This is a genomic window from Streptomyces sp. ISL-66, from assembly GCF_018614135.1.
Taxonomy (GTDB): domain Bacteria; phylum Actinomycetota; class Actinomycetes; order Streptomycetales; family Streptomycetaceae; genus Streptomyces.
The window spans coordinates 1-18,906 of sequence record NZ_JAGGOW010000094.1 but is presented as its reverse complement, the minus strand read 5'-3'; the positions used below and the strand labels follow the sequence as shown (position 1 = coordinate 18,906).

The 18,906-nt window shown below is 72.3% G+C and carries 18 protein-coding genes and 1 pseudogene; 12 read left to right on the top strand and 7 right to left on the bottom strand.

Translation table 11 applies throughout. The annotated features are described in order from the left end of the window. The coding region (locus J7E97_RS18490) for a hypothetical protein (RefSeq protein ID WP_215028423.1) at positions 1-583 on the bottom strand (583 nt) is incomplete at its 3' end. Positions 584-871: 288 nt separating this feature from the next. Here J7E97_RS18490 and J7E97_RS18485 point away from each other — a divergent pair. Next, positions 872-2,452, top strand: a complete 1,581-nt coding sequence (locus J7E97_RS18485; RefSeq protein ID WP_215028422.1) for a glycosyltransferase family 39 protein — start codon at positions 872-874, stop codon at positions 2,450-2,452. Between the two features lie 115 nt (positions 2,453-2,567). On the opposite strand, the gene J7E97_RS18480 is transcribed toward J7E97_RS18485, so the two are convergent. Next, complete coding sequence (locus J7E97_RS18480) at positions 2,568-3,290, bottom strand: 1-acyl-sn-glycerol-3-phosphate acyltransferase (RefSeq protein ID WP_215028421.1); 723 nt, start codon at positions 3,288-3,290, stop codon at positions 2,568-2,570. A gap of 241 nt (positions 3,291-3,531) precedes the next feature. Here J7E97_RS18480 and J7E97_RS18475 point away from each other — a divergent pair, with 241 nt between their 5' ends. From J7E97_RS18475 to J7E97_RS18455, 5 genes are all read left to right on the top strand, one after another. After that, the gene (locus J7E97_RS18475) at positions 3,532-3,930 is read left to right on the top strand and encodes a thioredoxin family protein (RefSeq protein ID WP_215028419.1); all 399 of its coding nucleotides are present in this window, start codon (positions 3,532-3,534) and stop codon (positions 3,928-3,930) included. Between the two features lie 175 nt (positions 3,931-4,105). After that, complete coding sequence (locus tag J7E97_RS18470; protein WP_215028417.1) at positions 4,106-4,651, top strand: flavin reductase family protein; 546 nt, start codon at positions 4,106-4,108, stop codon at positions 4,649-4,651. A 200-nt stretch (positions 4,652-4,851) separates the two neighbouring features. Then, on the top strand, positions 4,852-5,637 hold the full coding sequence (locus tag J7E97_RS18465; RefSeq protein WP_215028416.1) for an electron transfer flavoprotein subunit beta/FixA family protein: 786 nt from the start codon (positions 4,852-4,854) through the stop codon (positions 5,635-5,637). A 92-nt stretch (positions 5,638-5,729) separates the two neighbouring features. Then, positions 5,730-6,692 carry an electron transfer flavoprotein subunit alpha/FixB family protein gene (locus tag J7E97_RS18460; protein ID WP_215028413.1) on the top strand — a complete coding sequence of 321 codons (963 nt, stop codon included), beginning with the start codon at positions 5,730-5,732 and terminating at the stop codon, positions 6,690-6,692. Positions 6,693-6,875: 183 nt separating this feature from the next. Further along, on the top strand, positions 6,876-8,174 hold the full coding sequence (locus tag J7E97_RS18455) for an aldolase/citrate lyase family protein (RefSeq protein WP_215028411.1): 1,299 nt from the start codon (positions 6,876-6,878) through the stop codon (positions 8,172-8,174). A gap of 85 nt (positions 8,175-8,259) precedes the next feature. Here J7E97_RS18455 and J7E97_RS18450 read toward each other — a convergent pair whose 3' ends face one another. After that, positions 8,260-9,249 carry a LacI family DNA-binding transcriptional regulator gene (locus tag J7E97_RS18450; RefSeq protein ID WP_251054768.1) on the bottom strand — a complete coding sequence of 330 codons (990 nt, stop codon included), beginning with the start codon at positions 9,247-9,249 and terminating at the stop codon, positions 8,260-8,262. Between the two features lie 237 nt (positions 9,250-9,486). Here J7E97_RS18450 and J7E97_RS18445 point away from each other — a divergent pair, with 237 nt between their 5' ends. Next, positions 9,487-10,527, top strand: a complete 1,041-nt coding sequence (locus J7E97_RS18445; protein WP_215028407.1) for an NUDIX domain-containing protein — start codon at positions 9,487-9,489, stop codon at positions 10,525-10,527. Positions 10,528-10,554: 27 nt separating this feature from the next. On the opposite strand, the gene J7E97_RS18440 is transcribed toward J7E97_RS18445, so the two are convergent. Both J7E97_RS18440 and J7E97_RS18435 read right to left on the bottom strand, forming a co-directional pair. Further along, positions 10,555-11,283, bottom strand: a complete 729-nt coding sequence (locus J7E97_RS18440) for an MBL fold metallo-hydrolase (protein WP_215028405.1) — start codon at positions 11,281-11,283, stop codon at positions 10,555-10,557. 75 nt (positions 11,284-11,358) lie between these two features. Next, positions 11,359-12,723 (bottom strand): dipeptidase, encoded by a 1,365-nt coding sequence (locus J7E97_RS18435; protein ID WP_215028404.1) that lies wholly within the window; start codon positions 12,721-12,723, stop codon positions 11,359-11,361. Positions 12,724-13,008: 285 nt separating this feature from the next. Between J7E97_RS18435 and J7E97_RS18430 the strand changes: the two genes are divergently transcribed. Then, positions 13,009-14,256, top strand: coding sequence for a geranylgeranyl reductase family protein (locus J7E97_RS18430; RefSeq protein WP_374224178.1), 1,248 nt, complete (start codon positions 13,009-13,011; stop codon positions 14,254-14,256). Between the two features lie 137 nt (positions 14,257-14,393). Here J7E97_RS18430 and J7E97_RS18425 read toward each other — a convergent pair whose 3' ends face one another. Further along, positions 14,394-14,852: a nitroreductase/quinone reductase family protein gene (locus J7E97_RS18425; RefSeq protein WP_215028403.1), complete on the bottom strand. Its 459-nt coding sequence runs from the start codon at positions 14,850-14,852 to the stop codon at positions 14,394-14,396. Positions 14,853-15,000: 148 nt separating this feature from the next. Between J7E97_RS18425 and J7E97_RS18420 the strand changes: the two genes are divergently transcribed. Next, the gene (locus tag J7E97_RS18420; protein ID WP_215028402.1) at positions 15,001-15,699 is read left to right on the top strand and encodes a TetR/AcrR family transcriptional regulator; all 699 of its coding nucleotides are present in this window, start codon (positions 15,001-15,003) and stop codon (positions 15,697-15,699) included. Between the two features lie 270 nt (positions 15,700-15,969). Next, positions 15,970-16,800 (top strand): spherulation-specific family 4 protein, encoded by an 831-nt coding sequence (locus J7E97_RS18415; protein WP_308346573.1) that lies wholly within the window; start codon positions 15,970-15,972, stop codon positions 16,798-16,800. Between the two features lie 212 nt (positions 16,801-17,012). On the opposite strand, the gene J7E97_RS18410 is transcribed toward J7E97_RS18415, so the two are convergent. After that, positions 17,013-17,759, bottom strand: coding sequence for a maleylpyruvate isomerase family mycothiol-dependent enzyme (locus J7E97_RS18410; protein ID WP_215028401.1), 747 nt, complete (start codon positions 17,757-17,759; stop codon positions 17,013-17,015). Positions 17,760-17,796: 37 nt separating this feature from the next. On the opposite strand from J7E97_RS18410, the gene J7E97_RS18405 reads away from it, so the two are divergent. Beyond that, positions 17,797-18,579 (top strand): alpha-ketoglutarate-dependent dioxygenase AlkB, encoded by a 783-nt coding sequence (locus J7E97_RS18405; protein ID WP_215028400.1) that lies wholly within the window; start codon positions 17,797-17,799, stop codon positions 18,577-18,579. Between the two features lie 43 nt (positions 18,580-18,622). Then, a pseudogene (locus J7E97_RS35915) lies at positions 18,623-18,906 on the top strand (hypothetical protein); the annotation flags it as partial.

Sequence of the window (18,906 nt, the reverse complement as noted above, 5' to 3'; positions counted from 1 at the left end):
CCGCCCCGCCGGCGCCGCCCGCGCCGCCCCGGGCGGCTCGCTCGGCTGCCGGGCCGCTCCACACCGAGTCGAGCAGGTCGACGACGTCGTTGACGTAGCCCCAGCGGTCCTGGCAGCCCGGCCAGTCCTTGTTGTACGCGCGGCGGGGGCCCACGCCCCAGCCCTGTCCCTCGAATCCGGGGCCGAGGTCGGCTTCGACGAAGGCGGGCAGGCGCCCGGTGATGTCCGCGGCCTTCTTGTAGTAGTAGCCCACCCCCTTGCCGCCCCGGTAGTCGCCGTAGTCCTCGCCGTACGCCTCGTTCTGCGCCTCGACGTGTTGGCCCGCGAGGGTCCCGCCGGGCCGCCCGGCGCGAGCGGAGTTCTCCAGGTCGGCCAGCATCTTGTAGACGGAGCGCGCCTGATCGGTCGCTTTGGGGTCCCGGGCGGCGAGGTCCCTGGGCACGACTTCGGCGACGCGCCCCGAGGAGCCCGGGCCGGCGGATCCGGGGGATCGGGCCCACGGCTGCGCGAGGAGCACGGCGGCCGAGCAGAGGACCGCGAGGCCGCCGCCGATCCAGGATCCACGTCGTGCCGTGCGTCGCATCTGCGCCCCGAATCCGAGTTGGTCCAGCGGTAATTCCCTGGCAATTGAGTGGTAACGATATCCGCCGGTGGCACGCGGTCCGCGGGCAAGCGGATCCGAATCGTCCGCAGTGTCCGGCCGTGCGGCTCCGGGAGTGACCGATGTAAAGGCCGTGTCGTACCCGTCTCCTATACTCATGTGTCCGCCCTGATTCGATACGCGATTCCACCCCCTGGCCGGCCGGTGAGCCTTACGCCGTCACCTGCTCGCGGGAAGCCGCGGAAGCCACATGAGGGGGTGGTGCCCGTCGTGAACAGCGAACCGAAAGACACCATGACCACCCAGAGCGTCGCCGTGGAGCCCCACGGTCCCGAAGCGTCTTCCGCAGCCTCGCGGCAAGCCTGGAATCCCTCCAGGCAACGCCTGTTCACGCGCTTGGCGCTCTTCGGGATCCTGCTCGTCCAGGCCCTGCTCTCGGCCCGGACGATCTCGACCGCCGACGACGACGAGGCGCTCTACATACGCTCGGGCCACATCCTGTGGAACGGCGTCCAGCACGGCGTCGCGACCACCCACTGGGGCATGCACACCTACTTCTCCGGTGCGCCGGAGCTGTACCCCGTCCTCGCGGGCTGGATCGACTCCGCCCTCGGCCTCACCGGAGTACGGGCGTTCAGCCTGCTGTGCATGCTGAGCGCCACGGCACTGCTCTACCTCGCCACCCGGCGCCTCTTCGGGGTGCGGGTCGCCCTGTGGACCGCGGTGATGTACGCCGTGCTGCCCACGGTCCTCGAACTCAACGTCCTCGCGACCTACGACGCGCCGGCGGTCGCGCTGCTCTCCCTGGCCGTGTGGATCGTCGTCCGCAGCGACAAGTCCCAGGCCTACCTGCTGGCCGCGCCCGTGGTCACGCTCGCCGTCGGCGTCAAGTACGCCTCCCTGATCTTCCTCCCGGCCATCGCCGGGCTGGCGGCACTGGCCGCGCTGCGCAGGTGCGGCCGCTGGAACTGGTGGGCGGCCTCGCGCGTGCTCGTCCTGCCCACCCTCGTGGTGGCGTTCCTCGGCGCCGCGCTCCACGTGTTCGGCACGGCCCACCTCGACGGTCTGCGGTCGACGACCACGAACCGCGTGCAGAGCGTGGACACGGCCAGGACCGTGTTCGACGTGAGCCTGCAGCTCGGCGGGCTGATGTTCTTCACCGCCTGCCTGGGCGCCTTCCTGTACGCGCGGCTCGACGCGACCGAAGCGACTCCCGGCAGGTGGTGGCGGATCTGCTACGGAATCCTGCTCTGCGGCACCGCGCTCGTGATCCCCGCGTACCAGGCGCACCTGCACACCACCACGGCGCTCGGCAAGCACATCGCCTACGCCCTGTTGTTCGCGGCGCCGCTCGCCGGCATCGCGATAGACCGGTTCATCGGGCCCTACGTTCCGAACCTGTTCCTGTACCTGGTGGGGGCCGGCATCGTCGCGCTGGCGGTCCAGGGCACGATCAAGGCCACGGAACTGTCGCGCTGGTACCCCGACACCACGCAGCTGATGCAGTCGCTCAAGGGCCGGGTCACGCCCGACGGGAAGTACCTCGTCGACCCGAACAATCCGCCCAAGTACTACCTGGCCGGCCAGACCCGGCCCGAGCAGTGGACCGAGCTGACCTGGATCGACTACACCGACCCCGAGGGGCAGAAGCGGGTGGGCCTCGAGGCCTACCTGGACGCGATCGCCAACGGCTACTTCGACCTGGCCGTGCTGAACGACCACGAGGGCCACGACATGTCCCTCAGGCTGATCCCCGAGCTCGAGAAGAGCGGCAAGTACCGCCTGCTGGAGACGATCCCGAACGAGGACAACGGCGGACGCGGCGAGTTCCAGATCTGGGGCAGGAAGTAACGTCCCTGCAGGCGACGGCCGGTGGCGAGCCGGCCGGAGCCCGTGGACACGACGGAGCGGCCCCGCCCGGGATCCGGGCGGGGCCGCTCCGTCGTGTCCACCGTGCCGAGTCCGGTCAGCCGGCTTCCTTGACCTGGGCCGCCGTCGGCGCGGTGCCGCCGAGGTGGGCCGGCAGCCACCAGGAGTCCTCCGTGCCCTTGGGCTTGGCCGGGTAGGCGCCCTGCGCCGCGTCCAGCAGCTCCTGCACGCGCTCGCGCAGCCGCCGCGTGATGGCGCCGGCGTACTGGTCGGCCGGGGCCTCCAGCGGCTCGCCCACCCGCATGGTCACCGGGATGTGGCTGCGCTTGAGGTCCTTCGGGCGGCCCTTGGTCCACAGTCGCTGAGTGCCCCACAGGGCCACCGGGATCAGCGGGACCCCGGCCTCCTGGGCCATGCGGGCCGCGCCGGACTTGAAGCTCTTGAGGGTGAAGGACTGGGAGATCGTGGCCTCGGGGAACACACCGATGATCTCGCCGGAGCGCAGCGAGTCCAGCGCGTACTGGTAGGCCGTCTCACCCTGGGCGCGGTCCACCGGGATGTGCTTCATCGCGCGCATCAGCGGGCCGGACACCTTGTGCCGGAACACCGACTCCTTCGCCATGAAGCGGACGAGGCGCTTCTGCGGCCGGGCGGTCAGGCCGGCGAAGATGAAGTCGAGGTAGCCGATGTGGTTCGACACCAGAACCGCGCCGCCCTTGCGGGGGATGTTCTCGGTGCCCTTCAGGTCTATGCGGACGTCGAGCGCGCGGAACAGGGCGTGTGCGGCGCCGATCACCGGGGGGTAGACGAGCTCAGCCATGGTGGGGGAGACCCCGCTTTCTGCCTGGAGGTGTTCCCGGCCGGAAGTTACGGCAGCGTAGGTACGCGGCCATGGGGATCGTGCCCCATACGCGAGCCGCAGGCCAGCCCAGACGCTCCTACCCGGCGAGATTCTCGTCACGCGGGGAATGTGGCGCGGCTGCGGGGCGCTCGGATCAGCGTACGGAGGCAACCGGGCGGCGGACGGGTGCGCGTACGGATGCGCGTGCGGTACAGGTGCCATGCACGTACGGGGACGACGGCGGACGGGAGCACGTGTGCGCGAGCACGAGGAGCACCAGGGGCACGACGACGGCGGGGTCGGCGGCCCGGTGGTCAGGCTGGGCGCCGCGGAACTGGGCGCGGAGCCGGGGGAGCGGGCCAGCCTGGTGCAGTTCTCCAGCGCCTTCTGCCAGCCCTGCCGGGCCACCCGGCGGATCCTGGCCGAGGTCGCGGCCATGGTCGGGGGCGTGGCCCACATCGAGGTCGACGCCGAGAAGAACCTGGACCTCGTACGGGCCCTCGGCATCGAGAAGACCCCGACGGTGCTCGTCCTGGACGCGAGCGGCCGGATCGTGCGGCGGGGCGTCGGGATGCCGCGCAAGGCGGACGTGATCGCCGCCCTGGGCGCGGCCGTATGACGGGCTCCGGGGCTCGGGAACGCTTTCCGCAGGGTCCGGGCGCGCCGGTACGCGCGCCCGCACGCACAGTGACGCGCCCTACATCTGCCGGTTGCGCCTTGACTGTGTACACGAGAGATCGTCAGGCTTGCGGCATGCGGTACGAACTCCTGCTCTGCGGACGGGGAACCCCTTCATGACGGCTCCGACGGTTCCGTCCCCCCGCTCCGCCTCCGGCCTGCCCGGCTCGCCCGACCTGTTGCGCTCGGTGTTCCGCCGGCACGCGGCGGGCGTCGCCGTGATCACCGCCGAGAGCGGCGGCCGGCCCGTGGGCTTCACCGCGACCTCGCTCAACTCCGTGTCGGCCGAACCCCCGCTGCTGTCGTTCACCATCGGCACCGGGTCCTCCAGCTGGCCCGGGGTACGGGACAGCGAGCACCTCGGCGTCCACATACTCGGCGAACACCAGCAGGAGCTGGCGGGCCTGTTCGCCCGCAACGGGGCCGACCGCTTCGGCCCGGCCACGGACTGGGCGCCGGGCCCGCACGGGGTCCCGGTGCTGGGCGGAGTCCTGGGGTGGCTGGTGTGCCGGGTGGTGGCGCGGGTGCCGGCCGGCGTGCACCGCGTGGTCATCGCGGAGGTGGTGGCCGGGGACCCGGCCGCGGAGCCGGCGGGCGGCCCGGCGGGGGAAGGGCGTCCGCTGCTGTACCACCAGGGACGCTTCAACGCGTTGCGCGACTGAATCGTCCCTGCCGGGGCCGGTCGGGCGGCGTTGGCCAGATCACAGTTCGCGGGCCTTGCAACCTGGCGGGCGCCATTGTGTACTGACGAGTAACATTCCCTTCGGAGCGCGGGCCGCCCCCGTCGGGAACGGCCCGAGATGGCGCCTATGCTGCCTGAACAAGGCGGTACCAGAAATGTCGATGCGGTAGGAGAGCCGGCGTGAGCCTGAGGATCGTTGTCTGTGTGAAGTACGTGCCCGACGCCACTGGCGACCGGCAGTTCACCGAGGACCTGACCGTCAACCGGGACGACGTGGACGGGCTGCTGTCGGAGCTCGACGAATACGCCGTCGAGCAGGCGCTGCAGATCGCCGACGAGGCCGACGACGCGGAGATCACCGTTCTGACGGTGGGCCCGGAAGACGCGAAGGACGCGCTGCGCAAGGCGCTCTCGATGGGTGCCGACAAGGCGATCCACGTCGAGGACGACGACCTGCACGGCACCGACGTCATGGGCACCTCGCTGGTGCTGGCCAAGGCGATCGAGAAGGCCGGCTACGACCTGGTCATCACGGGCATGGCCTCGACGGACGGCACCATGGGTGTCCTCCCGGCGATCCTGGCCGAGCGCCTGGGCGTCCCGCAGGTCACCCTGCTCTCCGAGGTAAAGGTCGAGGACGGTGTGGTGACCGGCCGCCGCGACGGTGACTCGGCGAGCGAGCAGCTGGAGGCCTCCCTCCCGGCGCTCGTCTCGGTGACGGACCAGTCGGGCGAGGCCCGCTACCCGTCCTTCAAGGGCATCATGGCCGCCAAGAAGAAGCCGGTGCAGTCCTGGGACCTGGAGGAGCTGGAGATCGAGTCCGACGAGGTCGGTCTCGAAGGCTCCTGGACCGCGGTCGACTCCGCGACCCAGCGTCCGGCCCGCACCGCCGGCACGATCGTCAAGGACGAGGGCGAGGGCGGCAAGGCGCTGGCCGGCTTCCTTGCGGAGCAGAAGTTCATCTAGGCAGCAGCCTGGCCGGCCGGAAGTTCGTCCAAGAGCTCCGGCCCCTCCTCAAAACGCCCCCTGACTACTTCGCATTCGCAGGAGCATCCCCCATGGCTGAAGTCCTCGTCTACGTCGACCACGTCGACGGCGCCGTCCGCAAGCCCACCCTCGAACTGCTGACGCTGGCCCGCCGCATCGGCGAGCCCGTCGCCCTCGCCCTGGGCGCCGGCGCCGAAGCCACCGCCGCCGTGCTCGCCGAGCACGGCGCGGTCAAGGTCCTCACCGCCGACGCCCCGGAGTTCTCCGACTACCTCGTCGTACCGAAGGTGGACGCGCTCCAGGCCGCGTACGACGCCGTCTCACCGGCCGCCGTGCTCGTCCCGTCCTCCGCGGAGGGCAAGGAGATCGCCGCCCGTCTGGCCGTGCGCATCGGCTCGGGCATCATCACCGACGCCATCGACCTGGAGGCGGGTGACGAGGGCCCGGTCGCGACGCAGGCCGCGTTCGCCGCGTCCTTCACCACCAAGTCGCGCGTCTCCAAGGGCACCCCGGTCATCACCGTGAAGCCGAACTCGGCCCCGGTCGAGGCCGCTCCGGCCGCCGGCACCGTCGAGGCGCTCGCCGTCACCTTCGGCGCCCTGGCCACCGGTACCAAGGTCACCTCCCGCACCCCGCGCGAGTCGACCGGCCGTCCCGAGCTGACCGAGGCCGCGATCGTGGTCTCCGGTGGCCGCGGCGTCAACGGCGCCGAGAACTTCCACATCATCGAGGCGCTCGCGGACTCCCTCGGCGCGGCCGTCGGCGCCTCGCGCGCCGCCGTCGACGCCGGCTGGTACCCGCACTCCAACCAGGTCGGCCAGACCGGCAAGTCGGTCTCCCCGCAGCTGTACATCGCCTCCGGCATCTCGGGCGCGATCCAGCACCGGGCCGGCATGCAGACCTCGAAGACCATCGTGGCCATCAACAAGGACGCCGAGGCCCCGATCTTCGACCTCGTCGACTACGGCGTGGTCGGCGACCTCTTCGCGGTCGTCCCGCAGCTGACCGACGAGATCAAGGCGCGCAAGGGCTAAAACTTTGCCGCAGGCGCTGACCTGCGGGTAAGTGGTCTCCGGGGCCGTGTGGTGTTTCTCACCACACGGCCCCGAGTCGTTTGCCCAGGACCGCCGAGGGACCATTGACTGAGCGGAACCCCGTGACTAAATTCTGTAATGCGGATCTAATATTCCGTGAAGCGGAAAATAGGAGAGTGCACGATGGGTCAGCAGGAGAAGGTGGCAACGAGCCTCGCAGGCGCGGTCAGCGAGGGCATCAGCGCCTCCCTCGCGCCGGTGGACGCGGAACTCGCGCGCCACTACCCGGGTGACCCCGGCACCCGTCAGCCCATCCACACGGTCTACGTCCCCGGTGACGCCTTCGCCGAGGACACCATCCGCTCCTGGGGCGACCAGGCCCTCGCGGCCCTCGACGAGCACGCCCCGGACGCCGCCACCTTCGCCAAGGTCCTGGGCATCTCCGACGAGCTGGCCGTACCGGTCTACGACCGCGTCCGCGCCAAGCTCGCCTCCGAACCCATCGAGGACCTGCGCGTCGACTTCGAGGACGGCTTCGGCGTCCGCTCCGACGAGGAGGAGGACCAGGCCGCGGCCCGCGCCGCCCGCCTCGTCGCCGAAGCCTTCTCCAACGGCACGAACGCCCCGTACATGGGCATCCGCATGAAGTGCATGGAGTCCAACGTCCGCGACCGCGGCATCCGGACCACCGACATCTTCCTGTCCGGTCTGCTGGCCCACGGCGGCCTGCCCGAGGGTCTGGTCCTGACCCTGCCCAAGGTCACGTACCCCGAGCAGGTCACGGCCTTCGTCAAGCTGCTGGAGGCCTTCGAGACCGCCCGCGGCCTGCGTCCGGGCCGGATCGGCTTCGAGATCCAGATCGAAACCAGCCAGTCCATCCTCGCCTCCGACGGCACCGCCGCGGTCGCCAGGATGATCGAAGCCTCCAAGGGCCGCGCCACCGGCCTGCACTACGGCACCTTCGACTACAGCGCCTGCGTCGGCGTGTCCGCCGCCTACCAGTCGAGCGACCACCCCGCCGCCGACCACGCCAAGGCGATCATGCAGGTCGCGGCCGCCGGCACCGGCGTACGCGTCTCCGACGGCTCGACCAACGTCCTGCCGATCGGCACGACCGAGCACGTCCACGAGGCCTGGAAGCTGCACTACGGCCTGACCCGCCGCGCCCTGGCCCGTGCCTACTACCAGGGCTGGGACATGCACCCGGCGCACCTGCCGACCCGCTACGCGGCCGTCTTCGTCTTCTACCGCGAGGGCCTGGAGACGGCCGCCGCGCGCCTGAAGGCGTACGTCGCCAAGATCGAGGGCGACGTCATGGACGAGCCCGCCACCGCGAAGGCGCTGGCCGGCTACCTGGTACGCGGCCTCGACTGCGGCGCCGTCGGCACCGAGGAGGTCACCGCCCTGACCGGCCTGACCCGCGCGGAGCTCGACGCCTTCGCCATCCCGCGCCGCTCGGCGACGCTGACGGCGACCGCCTGAGCGTCGTAGCACCCCGAACGGGGCCCGGCCGGTCTGCCCCCGGCCGGGCCTTTCGGCGTCCCGGGCTCCTTCGGGCCCGCGGGTCTCATCCGCCGACCGGCGGGATCTCGCCCGAGCCCCGGGGGACCAGGCGGGTCGGGAGCTCGATGCGGGCCGGGGGAAGGCCTGCGCCGGCCAGGCGCTGGAAGAGGCGGTCCGTGGCCACCCGGCCCAGCGCCGCCGCGTCCTGGGCGACGACGGTGACGCCGGGGCGCAGCAGATCGGCGAGTTCGAAGTCGTCGAAGCCGACCAGTGCCACGGACCGGGGCCGGGCCGCGAGGACCCGTACGACCGTGACCGTCACGCGGTTGTTGCCGGCGAAGACCGCCGTGACCGGCTCCGGGCCGGACAGCATCGCGCGGGCGGTGGCCGCGACCCGGTCGGGGGCCGTCGAGCCGAGGGAGACCCAGGACGGGTGGACCGGGAGACCGGCGGACTCCATGGCCGCGCGGTAGCCCCGTAGCCGCTCGGTCGCCGTGTGGATGTGCGGGTGATCGCCGATGAAACCGATCCGGCGGTGGCCGCCCGCGATCAGGTGGGCCACCCCGTCCGCGGCGCCGCCGAAGTTGTCGGACAGGACGACGTCCGCGTCGATCCGGCCCGCCGGGCGGTCCACGAACACCGTGGCCACCCCGGCGCGGATCTCCGGCTCCAGGTAGCGGTGGTCGTCCCCGGCGGGGATCACGATGAGGCCGTCGACCCGGCGGGCGCACAGGGCGAGCGCCAACTCGCGCTCGCGGTCCGGGTCCTCGGCGCTGGAACCGTTGATGAGCAGCGCGCCGTGCGTGCGGGCCACCTCCTCCACGGCCCGGTTGAGCGGACCGTAGAAGGGGTCGGCGAGATCCTCCAGGATCAGGCCGACGGTGGCGGTCCGGCCCTTGCGGAGCACGCGGGCACTGTCGTTGCGGCGGAATCCCAGGGCGTCGATGGCGTCCTGGACCCGCTTCTCGGTGTCCGGGGTGACTCCCGGCTCGCCGTTGACCACGCGCGACACCGTCTTCAGGCCCACGCCGGCCCGGGCCGCCACGTCCTTCATGGTCGGCCGGTTGCCGTAGCGGGGTTCGGGCGGGCGGCGGGTGTGCGGCACGGTTCAAAGCCTCCGGGAGGGGCGGTCGGACGGTCGGGCGGCCGGACGGTGGAGCGGGCCGGCGGGCGGCCGGGCGGTCGGGGCGGCAGGGCCCTGACTTGAGGATATGCACTCACCAGGGGTGGCGGGGTTTCCGTGGCAGGGTGGTGCGGGCAAGCCATTGGGGGCATCGGGAGAGGGGCAGACGTGATTGTCTGGATCAACGGCACCTTCGGCGCCGGGAAGAGCAGCACGGCCCGCGAACTGACCGGGCTCCTGCCCGAGAGCACGCTGTTCGACCCGGAGTTCATCGGTGACGCGCTGCGCGTGCTGCTGCCGCGCAAGCGCCTCGCGGAGGTCTCCGACTACCAGGACCTGCCGAGCTGGCGGCGCCTGGTCGTGGACACGGCGGCGGCGATGCTCGCGGAGCTGGGCGGGGTGCTGGTGGTCCCGATGACCCTGCTGAGGCAGGAGTACCGGGACGAGATCTTCGGCGGGCTCGCGGCCCGCAGGATCGCGGTGCGGCACGTGCTCCTGGCCCCGGCGGAAACGATCCTGCGCGAGCGGATCGCGACCCGTGAGGAGCCGGGACCACAGCCGGACGCGGACCTGCGGGTACGCCAGTGGGCATACGACCACATTCCTGCCTACCAGCACGCGCTGGGCTGGCTGACGGCCGACGCGCACGTGGTCGACAACGGGGCCCTGACCGTGCGCGAGACCGCGGAGCGGATCGCCGAAGCCGTCCGGACCGACGCCGCTCGGGTCTGCGACATCGTGCAGACCCCGCAGCCGACGCGGGAGACCGTGGCGGCCGGGGTGCTGCTCTTCGACGACGCGGACCGGGTGCTGCTGGTGGATCCGACGTACAAGGCGGGCTGGGAGTTCCCCGGGGGCGTCGTCGAGGCGGGCGAGGCCCCGGCGTGCGCGGGCGTCCGGGAGGTCGAGGAGGAACTCGGGCTCGTACTGGAACGCTCGCCGGAGCTCCTGGTCGTGGACTGGGAGCCGCCGGAGCCCCCGGCGGGGTACGGGGGACTGCGGCTGCTGTTCGACGGCGGCCGCCTGTCACCGGCGCAGATCGGACGGCTGCGGCTGCCGGGCCCGGAGCTGCGGGCGTGGCGCTTCGTGACCGAGGACGAGGCGGCCGGCCTGCTCCCCGAGGTGCGGTACGAGCGCCTGCGGTGGGCCGTGAGGGCCCGCGACCGGGGCCGTGCGGCCTACCTGGAGGCGGGCCGGGCGGTTCCGTAGCGGGGTGGGGCGGGCGTTCTGTCCGTCTCAGCCCGTCGGCGCGGGCGAAGGGTGGGTCTCGGGTGCGGCTGCCGCTTCCGCCGCTGCGAGGAGGGTGGCGGCAGTGTACGACGTCAGCGGGTCCCCGTGGCCGAAGCAGGCCACCGACGGTTCCAGTGCGGCCAGTCGGAGCATGGATTCGACGGCCTCGGCGCGGTCCACGTTGAAGACGCCGAGCATCACCTGGACGACGCCGGCGATGCAGTCACCCGTGAACAGCACTCCGTGCGCCGGGAGATGGATGCCGATGCTGCCCGGGGTGTGACCCGGAGCGTGGACGACGACCGCCCCGTCGCCGAAGGGGAGCACCTCCCCGTCCGTCAACTCCTGGTCCACCGGGGTCGGCGGGGCCTGCGGGACCGTCAGGGCCTGGGCCCACAGGGGCAGTTCCCAGTCCAGCAGCACCGGTTCCGGAACCGGCTGCTCACCGCGGATCACTGGCGTGTCCAGCTCGTGCGCCAGCACCCGCGCGCCCCAGCGGGCGGCGAGTTCGCCCGCCGCCCCGAAGTGGTCGCCGTGGCAGTGGGTCAGGACGATCCGCTCCAGCCGCTCCGGGAGCAGCCCGAGCGAACGTATCGCCCCTTCGATCGCGTCCGCCGAACCGGCGTGACCCGCGTCGATGAGGGTCAGGGTCGCCCCGTCCCGCCAGAGGTAGGCCTGGCCGATGGGGAAGCGGAGCATGTGGAGGCGTTCGGGGATGACTTCGACGAGATCCATGGCCCGAACGTACGCGGGCGGCTCCCGCCCCCGGCGGAGATTACGCCGGGAGCGGGATCCGCTCATGGCTGAGCGTCAGGCGCGCTTGGACGCCGCGTAGTTGACGAGGAACAGCGCCTCGGTGACCGAGAGGCGCTCGAGCTCCTCGGGGGAGACGCTCTCGTTCACCGCGTGGATCTGCGCCTCAGGCTCGCTCAGGCCGATGAGGAGCATCTCCGCCTCCGGGTACAGCGAGGTCAGCGTGTTGCACAGCGGGATCGAGCCGCCCATGCCGCTGATCTGCATCTCCTGGCCGGGGTACGCCACCTTCATGGCCTGCGCCATCGACGCGTACGCCGGGCTGTCGGTGTCTGCCTGGAAGGGCTGGCCCTGGCCCACGACTTCGAGTTCGAGGCGCGCCTTCCACGGGGTGTGCGTCACCATGTGCGCTTCCAGCAGTTTGATCGCCTGCACGGTGTCCACGCCCGGCGGCACCCGCAGGCTGATCAGCGCGCCCGCGCTCGCGTGCACCGACGGGGTCGCGCCGACCACCGGCGGGCAGTCGATGCCCAGCACGGTCACCGCAGGCCGGGCCCACAGCCGGTCCGCGATCGTGCCCTCGCCGATCAGCTCGACCCCGTCCAGCACCTTCGCGTCGGCGCGGAAATCGGCCTCCGGGTACTGGAGCCCCTCCCACACCGCGTCCGAGGCCAGCCCGTCCACCGTGGTCGAACCGTCCGCCGCACGCAGCGAGGCCAGCACCTGGATCAGGGCGGCCAGCGCGTCGGGGGCGACCCCGCCGAACATGCCGGAGTGCAGGTTGCCGCCGAGGGTGTCGACCTTGACCTTCAGCAGGGTCATCCCGCGCAGGGTCGCCGTCACCGTCGGCAGGCCGGTGCGGAAGTTGCCCGCGTCGCCGATCACGATGGTGTCGGCGGTCAGCAGTTCGGGGTGCGCCGTCGCGTACTGCTGCAGACCGCCGGTCCCCTGCTCCTCCGAGCCCTCGACGATGACCTTGACGCTCACCGGCACACCGCCGTTGGCCTTCAGGGCGCGCAGCGCGAGCAGGTGCATGATGAACCCGCCCTTGCAGTCCGCCGCGCCGCGGCCGAACCAGCGGCCGTCGCGCTCGGTCAGCTCGAAGGCCGGGGAGATCCAGGCCGCGTCGTCCAGCGGGGGCTGCACGTCGTAGTGCGCGTACAGGAGCACCGTCGGCGCGCCCGCCGGGCCGGGCAGGAAGCCGTAGACGGACTGGGTGCCGTCGGGCGTGTCAAGCAGCGCCACGTCCTGGAAGCCCTCGACGCGCAGCGCGTCGGCCACCCAGTTCGCCGCGGCCTCGCTCTCGCTCTTGGGGAACTGTGCCCAGTCCGCCACCGACTGGAAAGCCACCAGCTCCGACAGCTCCTGCTTGGCGCGGGGCATCAGTGAGGCGATGGTCTCGGCGATCGGGTGCGAAGACATGGGCACGCTCCTCTTGGGTGCGACGTTGGTATGTGTGTACGCCTCCCGCGTCCGCGGGGTGGGCGCATGCGGGCTGACGGCGAACAGTCCCGATCCTCGCACAGCGGGGCGGGCCGACTCGCGCCGTAGGATTTCCCCGGTATCGGAGCACGGCATGAACCGCATGATCAGGAGCAGCAGCACATCGTGAGCAGCGACGAGAGCGACAGCGGCGACGTACACGGCGCGGCAGCAGGGCGGGCCGCTCAGGGGGCGGACGCGGAGACGGCCGGGGGGACCGGCGAGGTGTGGGACGTGGTCGTGGTCGGGGCCGGGCCGGCCGGGTCCTCGGCCGCGCACGCGGCGGCGACCGCCGGGAGACGCGTCCTGTTGCTGGAGAAAGCCGAACTGCCCCGGTACAAGACCTGCGGCGGCGGCATCATCGGCCCCTCGCGCGACGCCCTTCCGCCGGGTTTCGTGCTGCCCCTCAAGGACCGCGTCCACGCGGTCACCTTCTCGCTGAACGGGAAGTTCACCAGGACGCGACGTTCGAAGCAGATGCTGTTCGGGCTGATCGACCGCCCCGAGTTCGACGCGGCGCTGGTCGTGGAGGCGGAGAAGGCCGGCGCGACCGTCCGTACGGGCACCGCCGTTTCGCGGGTGGAGCAGCACGGGGCGTCCGTGCCCGACCGGCGCACCGTCGCGGTGGTGCTCGCCGACGGCGAGACCGTGCTGGCGCGGGCCGTGGTCGGCGCGGACGGCAGCGCGAGCCGGATCGGCGCGCACGTCGGCGTCGAGATGGACCAGGTCGATCTCGGTCTGGAGGCGGAGATCCCCGTCCCGGGCACGGTCGCCGCCGACTGGAAGGGCCGGGTCCTCATCGACTGGGGCCCGATGCCCGGCAGTTACGGATGGGTCTTCCCCAAGGGCGACACCCTCACGGTCGGGGTCATCTCGGCGAAGGGCGAAGGCGCCGCGACCAAGCGGTACCTGGACGACTTCATCGCCCGCCTGGGCCTGGCCGGCTTCGAACCGGCCATATCCTCCGGCCACTTGACCCGTTGCCGCAAGCCGGGATCCCCGCTCTCGCGCGGCCGGGTCCTGGTCGCGGGGGACGCGGCCGGGCTGCTGGAGCCGTGGACCCGGGAGGGCATCTCCTTCGCGCTGCGTTCGGGGCGGCTCGCCGGGGAATGGGCCGTCAAGATCTCCGAGGCCCAGGACGCGGTGGACGCGCGGCGGCAGGCGCTCAACTACGCCTTCGCCGTCAAGGCGGGGCTGGGTGTGGAGATGGGGGTCGGCAAGCGGATGGTGGCCGTCTTCGAGTCCAGGCCGGGTGTTCTGCACGCGGCGATCACCGGCTTCCGGCCGGCGTGGCTGGCCTTCGCGCGGATCACGCGCGGCTCGATGACGCTGGCCGACATGGTGCGGACGTACCCGCTGGCGCGCAAGGCGCTGCACCTGCTGGACACCCGGCAGGCGCGGAACCAGGGTGAGGGCCGGGGCGGGTCCGGGGGCGGATCCGGAGGCGGATCCGGAGGCGGATCCGAGGCCTGACCTCGGAACCGGCCCCAGGTCCGGCCCGGCCTCGACTTCCGCCTCGGCCCCGGCTTCAGCCCCGGCTCGGGCTCGGGCCCCGGCCCCGGCCCCGGCCCCGGACCTGGGTCGGGGCTCCGGCCCCGGCCTCAGCTCGGTCAGCGGGTGACCGTGAGGCGGAACACCGGGTGGTCGGGGGCGGCGGCCTGGAGTTCTGCCTCGGAGGACTTCGCGGTGACGCCGTTGAAGAACCGGTTGACCTCCCAGCCCCACTTCTTCAGGTAGCCGCGCAGGACGACGGCCTGCTCGACGGGGTCGGTGATCTCCGTGACGGTGAAGGTGCGCACCTTGCGGCCCACGCGGAGCTCGCCGCCGCCCGCCGCGCGCATGTTGCGCACCCACTGGGAGTGGCCGCGGGCCGAGACCAGGTACTGCACGCCGTCCTGCGTGTACGGATTCACCGGGATGCGCTGCATCCGACCGGACGTGCGGCCGCGCACCGACAGTTCGGCCGTCCCGGCCAGGCTGATGCCGAGGCGGGCGAGCTTGCCGAAGAAGGCGTTGAAGCGCACGCCGAGCGGGCTTGCCTGGACGTAGTAGGGCGTGGGCGCGTTCATGGCGGCCTCCGAGGCGATGGGGAGAGCAGTGCTCTCGCTTGAGAACAGTGTGCACGGAGCGTCGCTCTAAATCAAGAGCAGTGCTCTCTGATGTGATCGGAGCTCCCTTTTTTGGGCAGTGCTCTGATCGCGTGCCACACTGAGCCCCATGAGTCCCGTCCGAGGGGCCCGCGAACGGGCCCGCATCGAAGTCACCGCCGCCATCAAGGACGAGGCCCGCCGCGCGCTCGCGGCCGAGGGCGCGGCCAAACTCTCCCTGCGCGCCGTCGCCCGCGAGCTGGGCATGGTCTCCTCCGCCCTCTACCGCTACTTCCCCAGCCGCGACGAGCTGCTCACCGCGCTCATCGTCGACGCCTACGACAGCGTCGGCGCCGCCGCCGAGGCGGCGGACGCCCGTACGCTCGCCGCCGGCGCCGCCCCCCGCGCCCGCTGGATCGCCGTCTGCCAGGCGGTCCGCGCCTGGGCGCTGGAGCATCCGCACGAGTACGCGCTCATCTACGGTTCCCCGGTCCCCGGATACACCGCCCCCCTCGACACCATCGGCCCCGCCTCCCGCGTCGGCAATGCCCTCATCGGCATCGCCCGCGCCGCCCACGAGGGCCGCGGCATCGCCCTCCCGCCGCTCCCCGCCGAACTGCGCCCCGAAGCCGTCCGGATGGCCGGGCACTTCGCTGAAGGGCTCCCCCCGGAGGTCACCGCCGCCCTGGTCGCCGCCTGGGCGCAGCTCTTCGGGCTCGTCTCCTTCGAGCTGTTCGGCCAGTTCACCCGGATCGTCGAAGACCGGGACGCCTTCTTCGCGCACGCCGCCGACCAGTTGGCGCACGGGGTGGGACTGCCCGCGGTGTGACGCCCCCTAAGAAACCTCGCTTGTCAGTTCTTCACGCCGAAGCCAAGGGTTCCGCCGTGCGGTGACCGGCCGCGCGTCTACTGTTCCTCGGGTCGCCTCCCTGCCGCAGCCCGAGGAGCAGTCATGACCCGCGCCGCGAAGGCCCTCTACGCCGTCCTCGCCACCGCCTTATTGGCCGCGCCGGCGCCCGCCGTCACCGCCTCGGCGACCTAGGGCCGGGCCTCGGCGGCGGCCCCGGCCCCCGCGCGCAGCCCCGCCGTGGCCCCCGCGGTGACCCCGACCCCCCGGAAACCGGGCGTCCGCGGCCTGGAGATAGCCGTCCCCGCGTACGTCTGGGCCGACGACCCGATGTTCGTCGACCTGACCGCCACCGGCCCGGCCGCCTCCGTCGTCGTCCTCAACCCGGGCAACGGCGACTCCCCGTTCGATGACCCCTGGCGGGCCCGTGCCGACGCCCTGCGCTCGGGCACGACCTCCACCGGCGAGAAGACCAAGGTGCTCGGCTACGTCCACACCGACCACGGCAATCGCCCCCTCGCCGCCGTCAAGGACTCCGTGGACAACTACCTGAAGACCGCCGATGGCCGCCTCCACGTGGACGGGATCTTCTTCGACGTCGTCAGCCGCGACTGCGGCCCCGCCAACGCCGTCCGCGACCACTACGCGGAGCTGCGCCGATACGTCCAGGACACCATGGAGGCGGTAGCGCCCGGTTCGGACGCCGCGGACCTGGTGGTCAACAACCCCGGCACGGCCATCGCGGACTGCTACCTGGAGCCGGGCCACCGGACCGCCGACATCTTCGTCACCTACGAGGACACCTACGCGGCGTACGTGGGCGGCGGCTGGCTCGGCGGCAACGTCTTCAACGACCTCACCGGGTACCGCGCGGGCAGCGAACTCGACCCGAGCGGCACCGCGTTCTGGCACCTCGTCCACGACGTCCCGGACGCCGCCGCGATGCGCGCCACGCTCCGCACCGCCTTCGAACGCGGCGCGGGCTACGCGTACGCCACGAGCGCGGAGATGCCGAACCCCTGGAACGCGCAGCCCAGTTGGGAATACGGCTCCCAGACCACCCACGCCTCTTCCCTCGGCTGAGGCGAAACCTTACGCCGAAGCCGACCGGGCCGGCCCCCGCTGGGCCCCGGGCCCGGACACCTCGATCTCGATGGTCCGCCCGTCGGGGTCGACGCGCTGGTACCGCCCCGGCCCGAGGGGCGGACGCGCGGTGCTCCCGTCGAGGGCCAGCCCAGGCCGCAGGGCATCGGTCCGACGGCCTGGCCGGGTAGAGCTCCAGGACCGTGCCGTGGTCAGATGCCGGCCGTGGCCGTCCACAGGCGGGCCAGCTCCGCGTCGCCCGTCACGCCCGGACCGGTGAGGGGCAGGCGGTTCCAGAGGGCCGTGTAGAGCCAGGAGGCCTCGCCCGTCAGGGTGCAGTCGGCCGGTGTGTCGTCCGCGTCGCCGCGCACGGTGCGCGCCGGCTCCGGCGACAGGCGTACGGTCCACACCGCGCCCGTGTCGGACGCCCGCACCCGCAGCACCCGGGGCTCGGTCGTCCGCACCCGGCTCTTCGGCCGCGCGTGGAAGCCGGTCAGCAGCTCGTCCACCCCGTCGGTCGCGAACTCGGCCTCCACCGGCTCGAATTCGACCCCCAGCGCGGACTCCGCGTCCATCCGGTGCACGGTGGTCTCGTGGGCCTGGCGTCGCGCCCAGAACGCCAGCGGAGACGGCGGAGCCGACGGCAGGAACGTCCAGCACGCCACATCGGCGGGGGCCTCGGTCAGTGTCCGCACCAGCGCCGCGTGGCCCTCGCGGAACCAGGCCGCCAGCTCCCCGCCCGCGAGCTCCGGTGCCTGCGGGAACGGCGCCGGCTCCAGCAGGCCGTCCGCGACGAGCCGGGTCGCCCAGCGGTGCACCGAACCGGTGTGCCGCAGTAGATCGGCGATCCGCCACTCGGGACAGGTGGCCACAAGGGCGTCGGTGCCGGCCCGTTCGGCCGCGTCGGCGAGCAATTCGCCCTCGTGGGCAAGGGTCTTCAGATACTCCGTGATCTCCATGCCCGGAGTTTGCCAGCCGGGACTGACAATGGAGGACATGGATGGCGAACTCTTCCCGCGCGAGTTCTTCCCGCGCGAGCGCACCGAGATCGTTCCCGGTGCCGTGCACGTGCCCGACTGGCTCGACCCGTTACGGCAACGGGAGTTGCTGGACGCCTGTCGCGAATGGGCCAGGCCGCCCGCCGGGCTGCGCACCGTGCGCACCCCGGGCGGCGGGACGATGACCGCCCGGCAGGTGTGCCTGGGGCTGCACTGGTATCCGTACGCGTACGCGTCCACCGCCGTGGACGGCGACGGGGCGCCGGTCAAACCGATGCCCGGCTGGCTCGCACGGCTGGGAAAGGAAGCGGTGACCGCCGCCTACGGGCTGGAGGCCGGCCAGAACGGCCTGGCCGGCCAGAACGGCCAGGCCGGGCAGGCCGGGCAGCACGGACCGGGCGGGCGGGAGTCGGGGAACGGGTGGGATCCGCGTGATCCGTTGGATCTGCCCGGGCTCGACGCCGCGTACGACATCGCCCTGATCAACTTCTACGACGGCGACTCCCGCATGGGCATGCACCGCGATGCCGAGGAGCGCTCCCCGGCCCCGGTCGTCTCCCTCAGCCTGGGTGATTCTTGCCTCTTCCGTTTCGGCAACACCGACTCGCGCGGGCGTCCGTACCAGGACGTCGAGCTGCGCAGCGGGGATCTGTTCGTCTTCGGCGGACCGGCCCGACGGGCCTATCACGGGGTGCCGAAGGTCCTGCCCGGCACCGCTCCGCCCGGCCTCGGGCTGACCGGGCGGCTGAACATCACCCTCAGGGTCGGCGGGCTCGGCTAGCGGACGGCGTTCCCGGAGCTCCGCTCGTGCGAGGATCGCTGTCATGAACGGCAACGGGGCCCCGCCGCGGGTGGGGGATGTGACCGCGGTGTCCGCTGGGACCGGGAAGACCGACGAGACCCAAGGGGCGCCCGCGACCGCCGCGGCCGCGCCCGCGGCGCCGGCGGTGTCCGCGCCGGCGGTGTCCGCCCCCGCGGTGCCGGTAGCGTCAACCGGTTCCGCGCGGACCAAGCTGGAACGGGGCCGCGGCGCGCTCGGCCCCGCGCTGGAGCTCGTCCACACCGGCCGGGCCCCGACCCGCGCGGTCCTGACGGCGGAGCTCGGGGT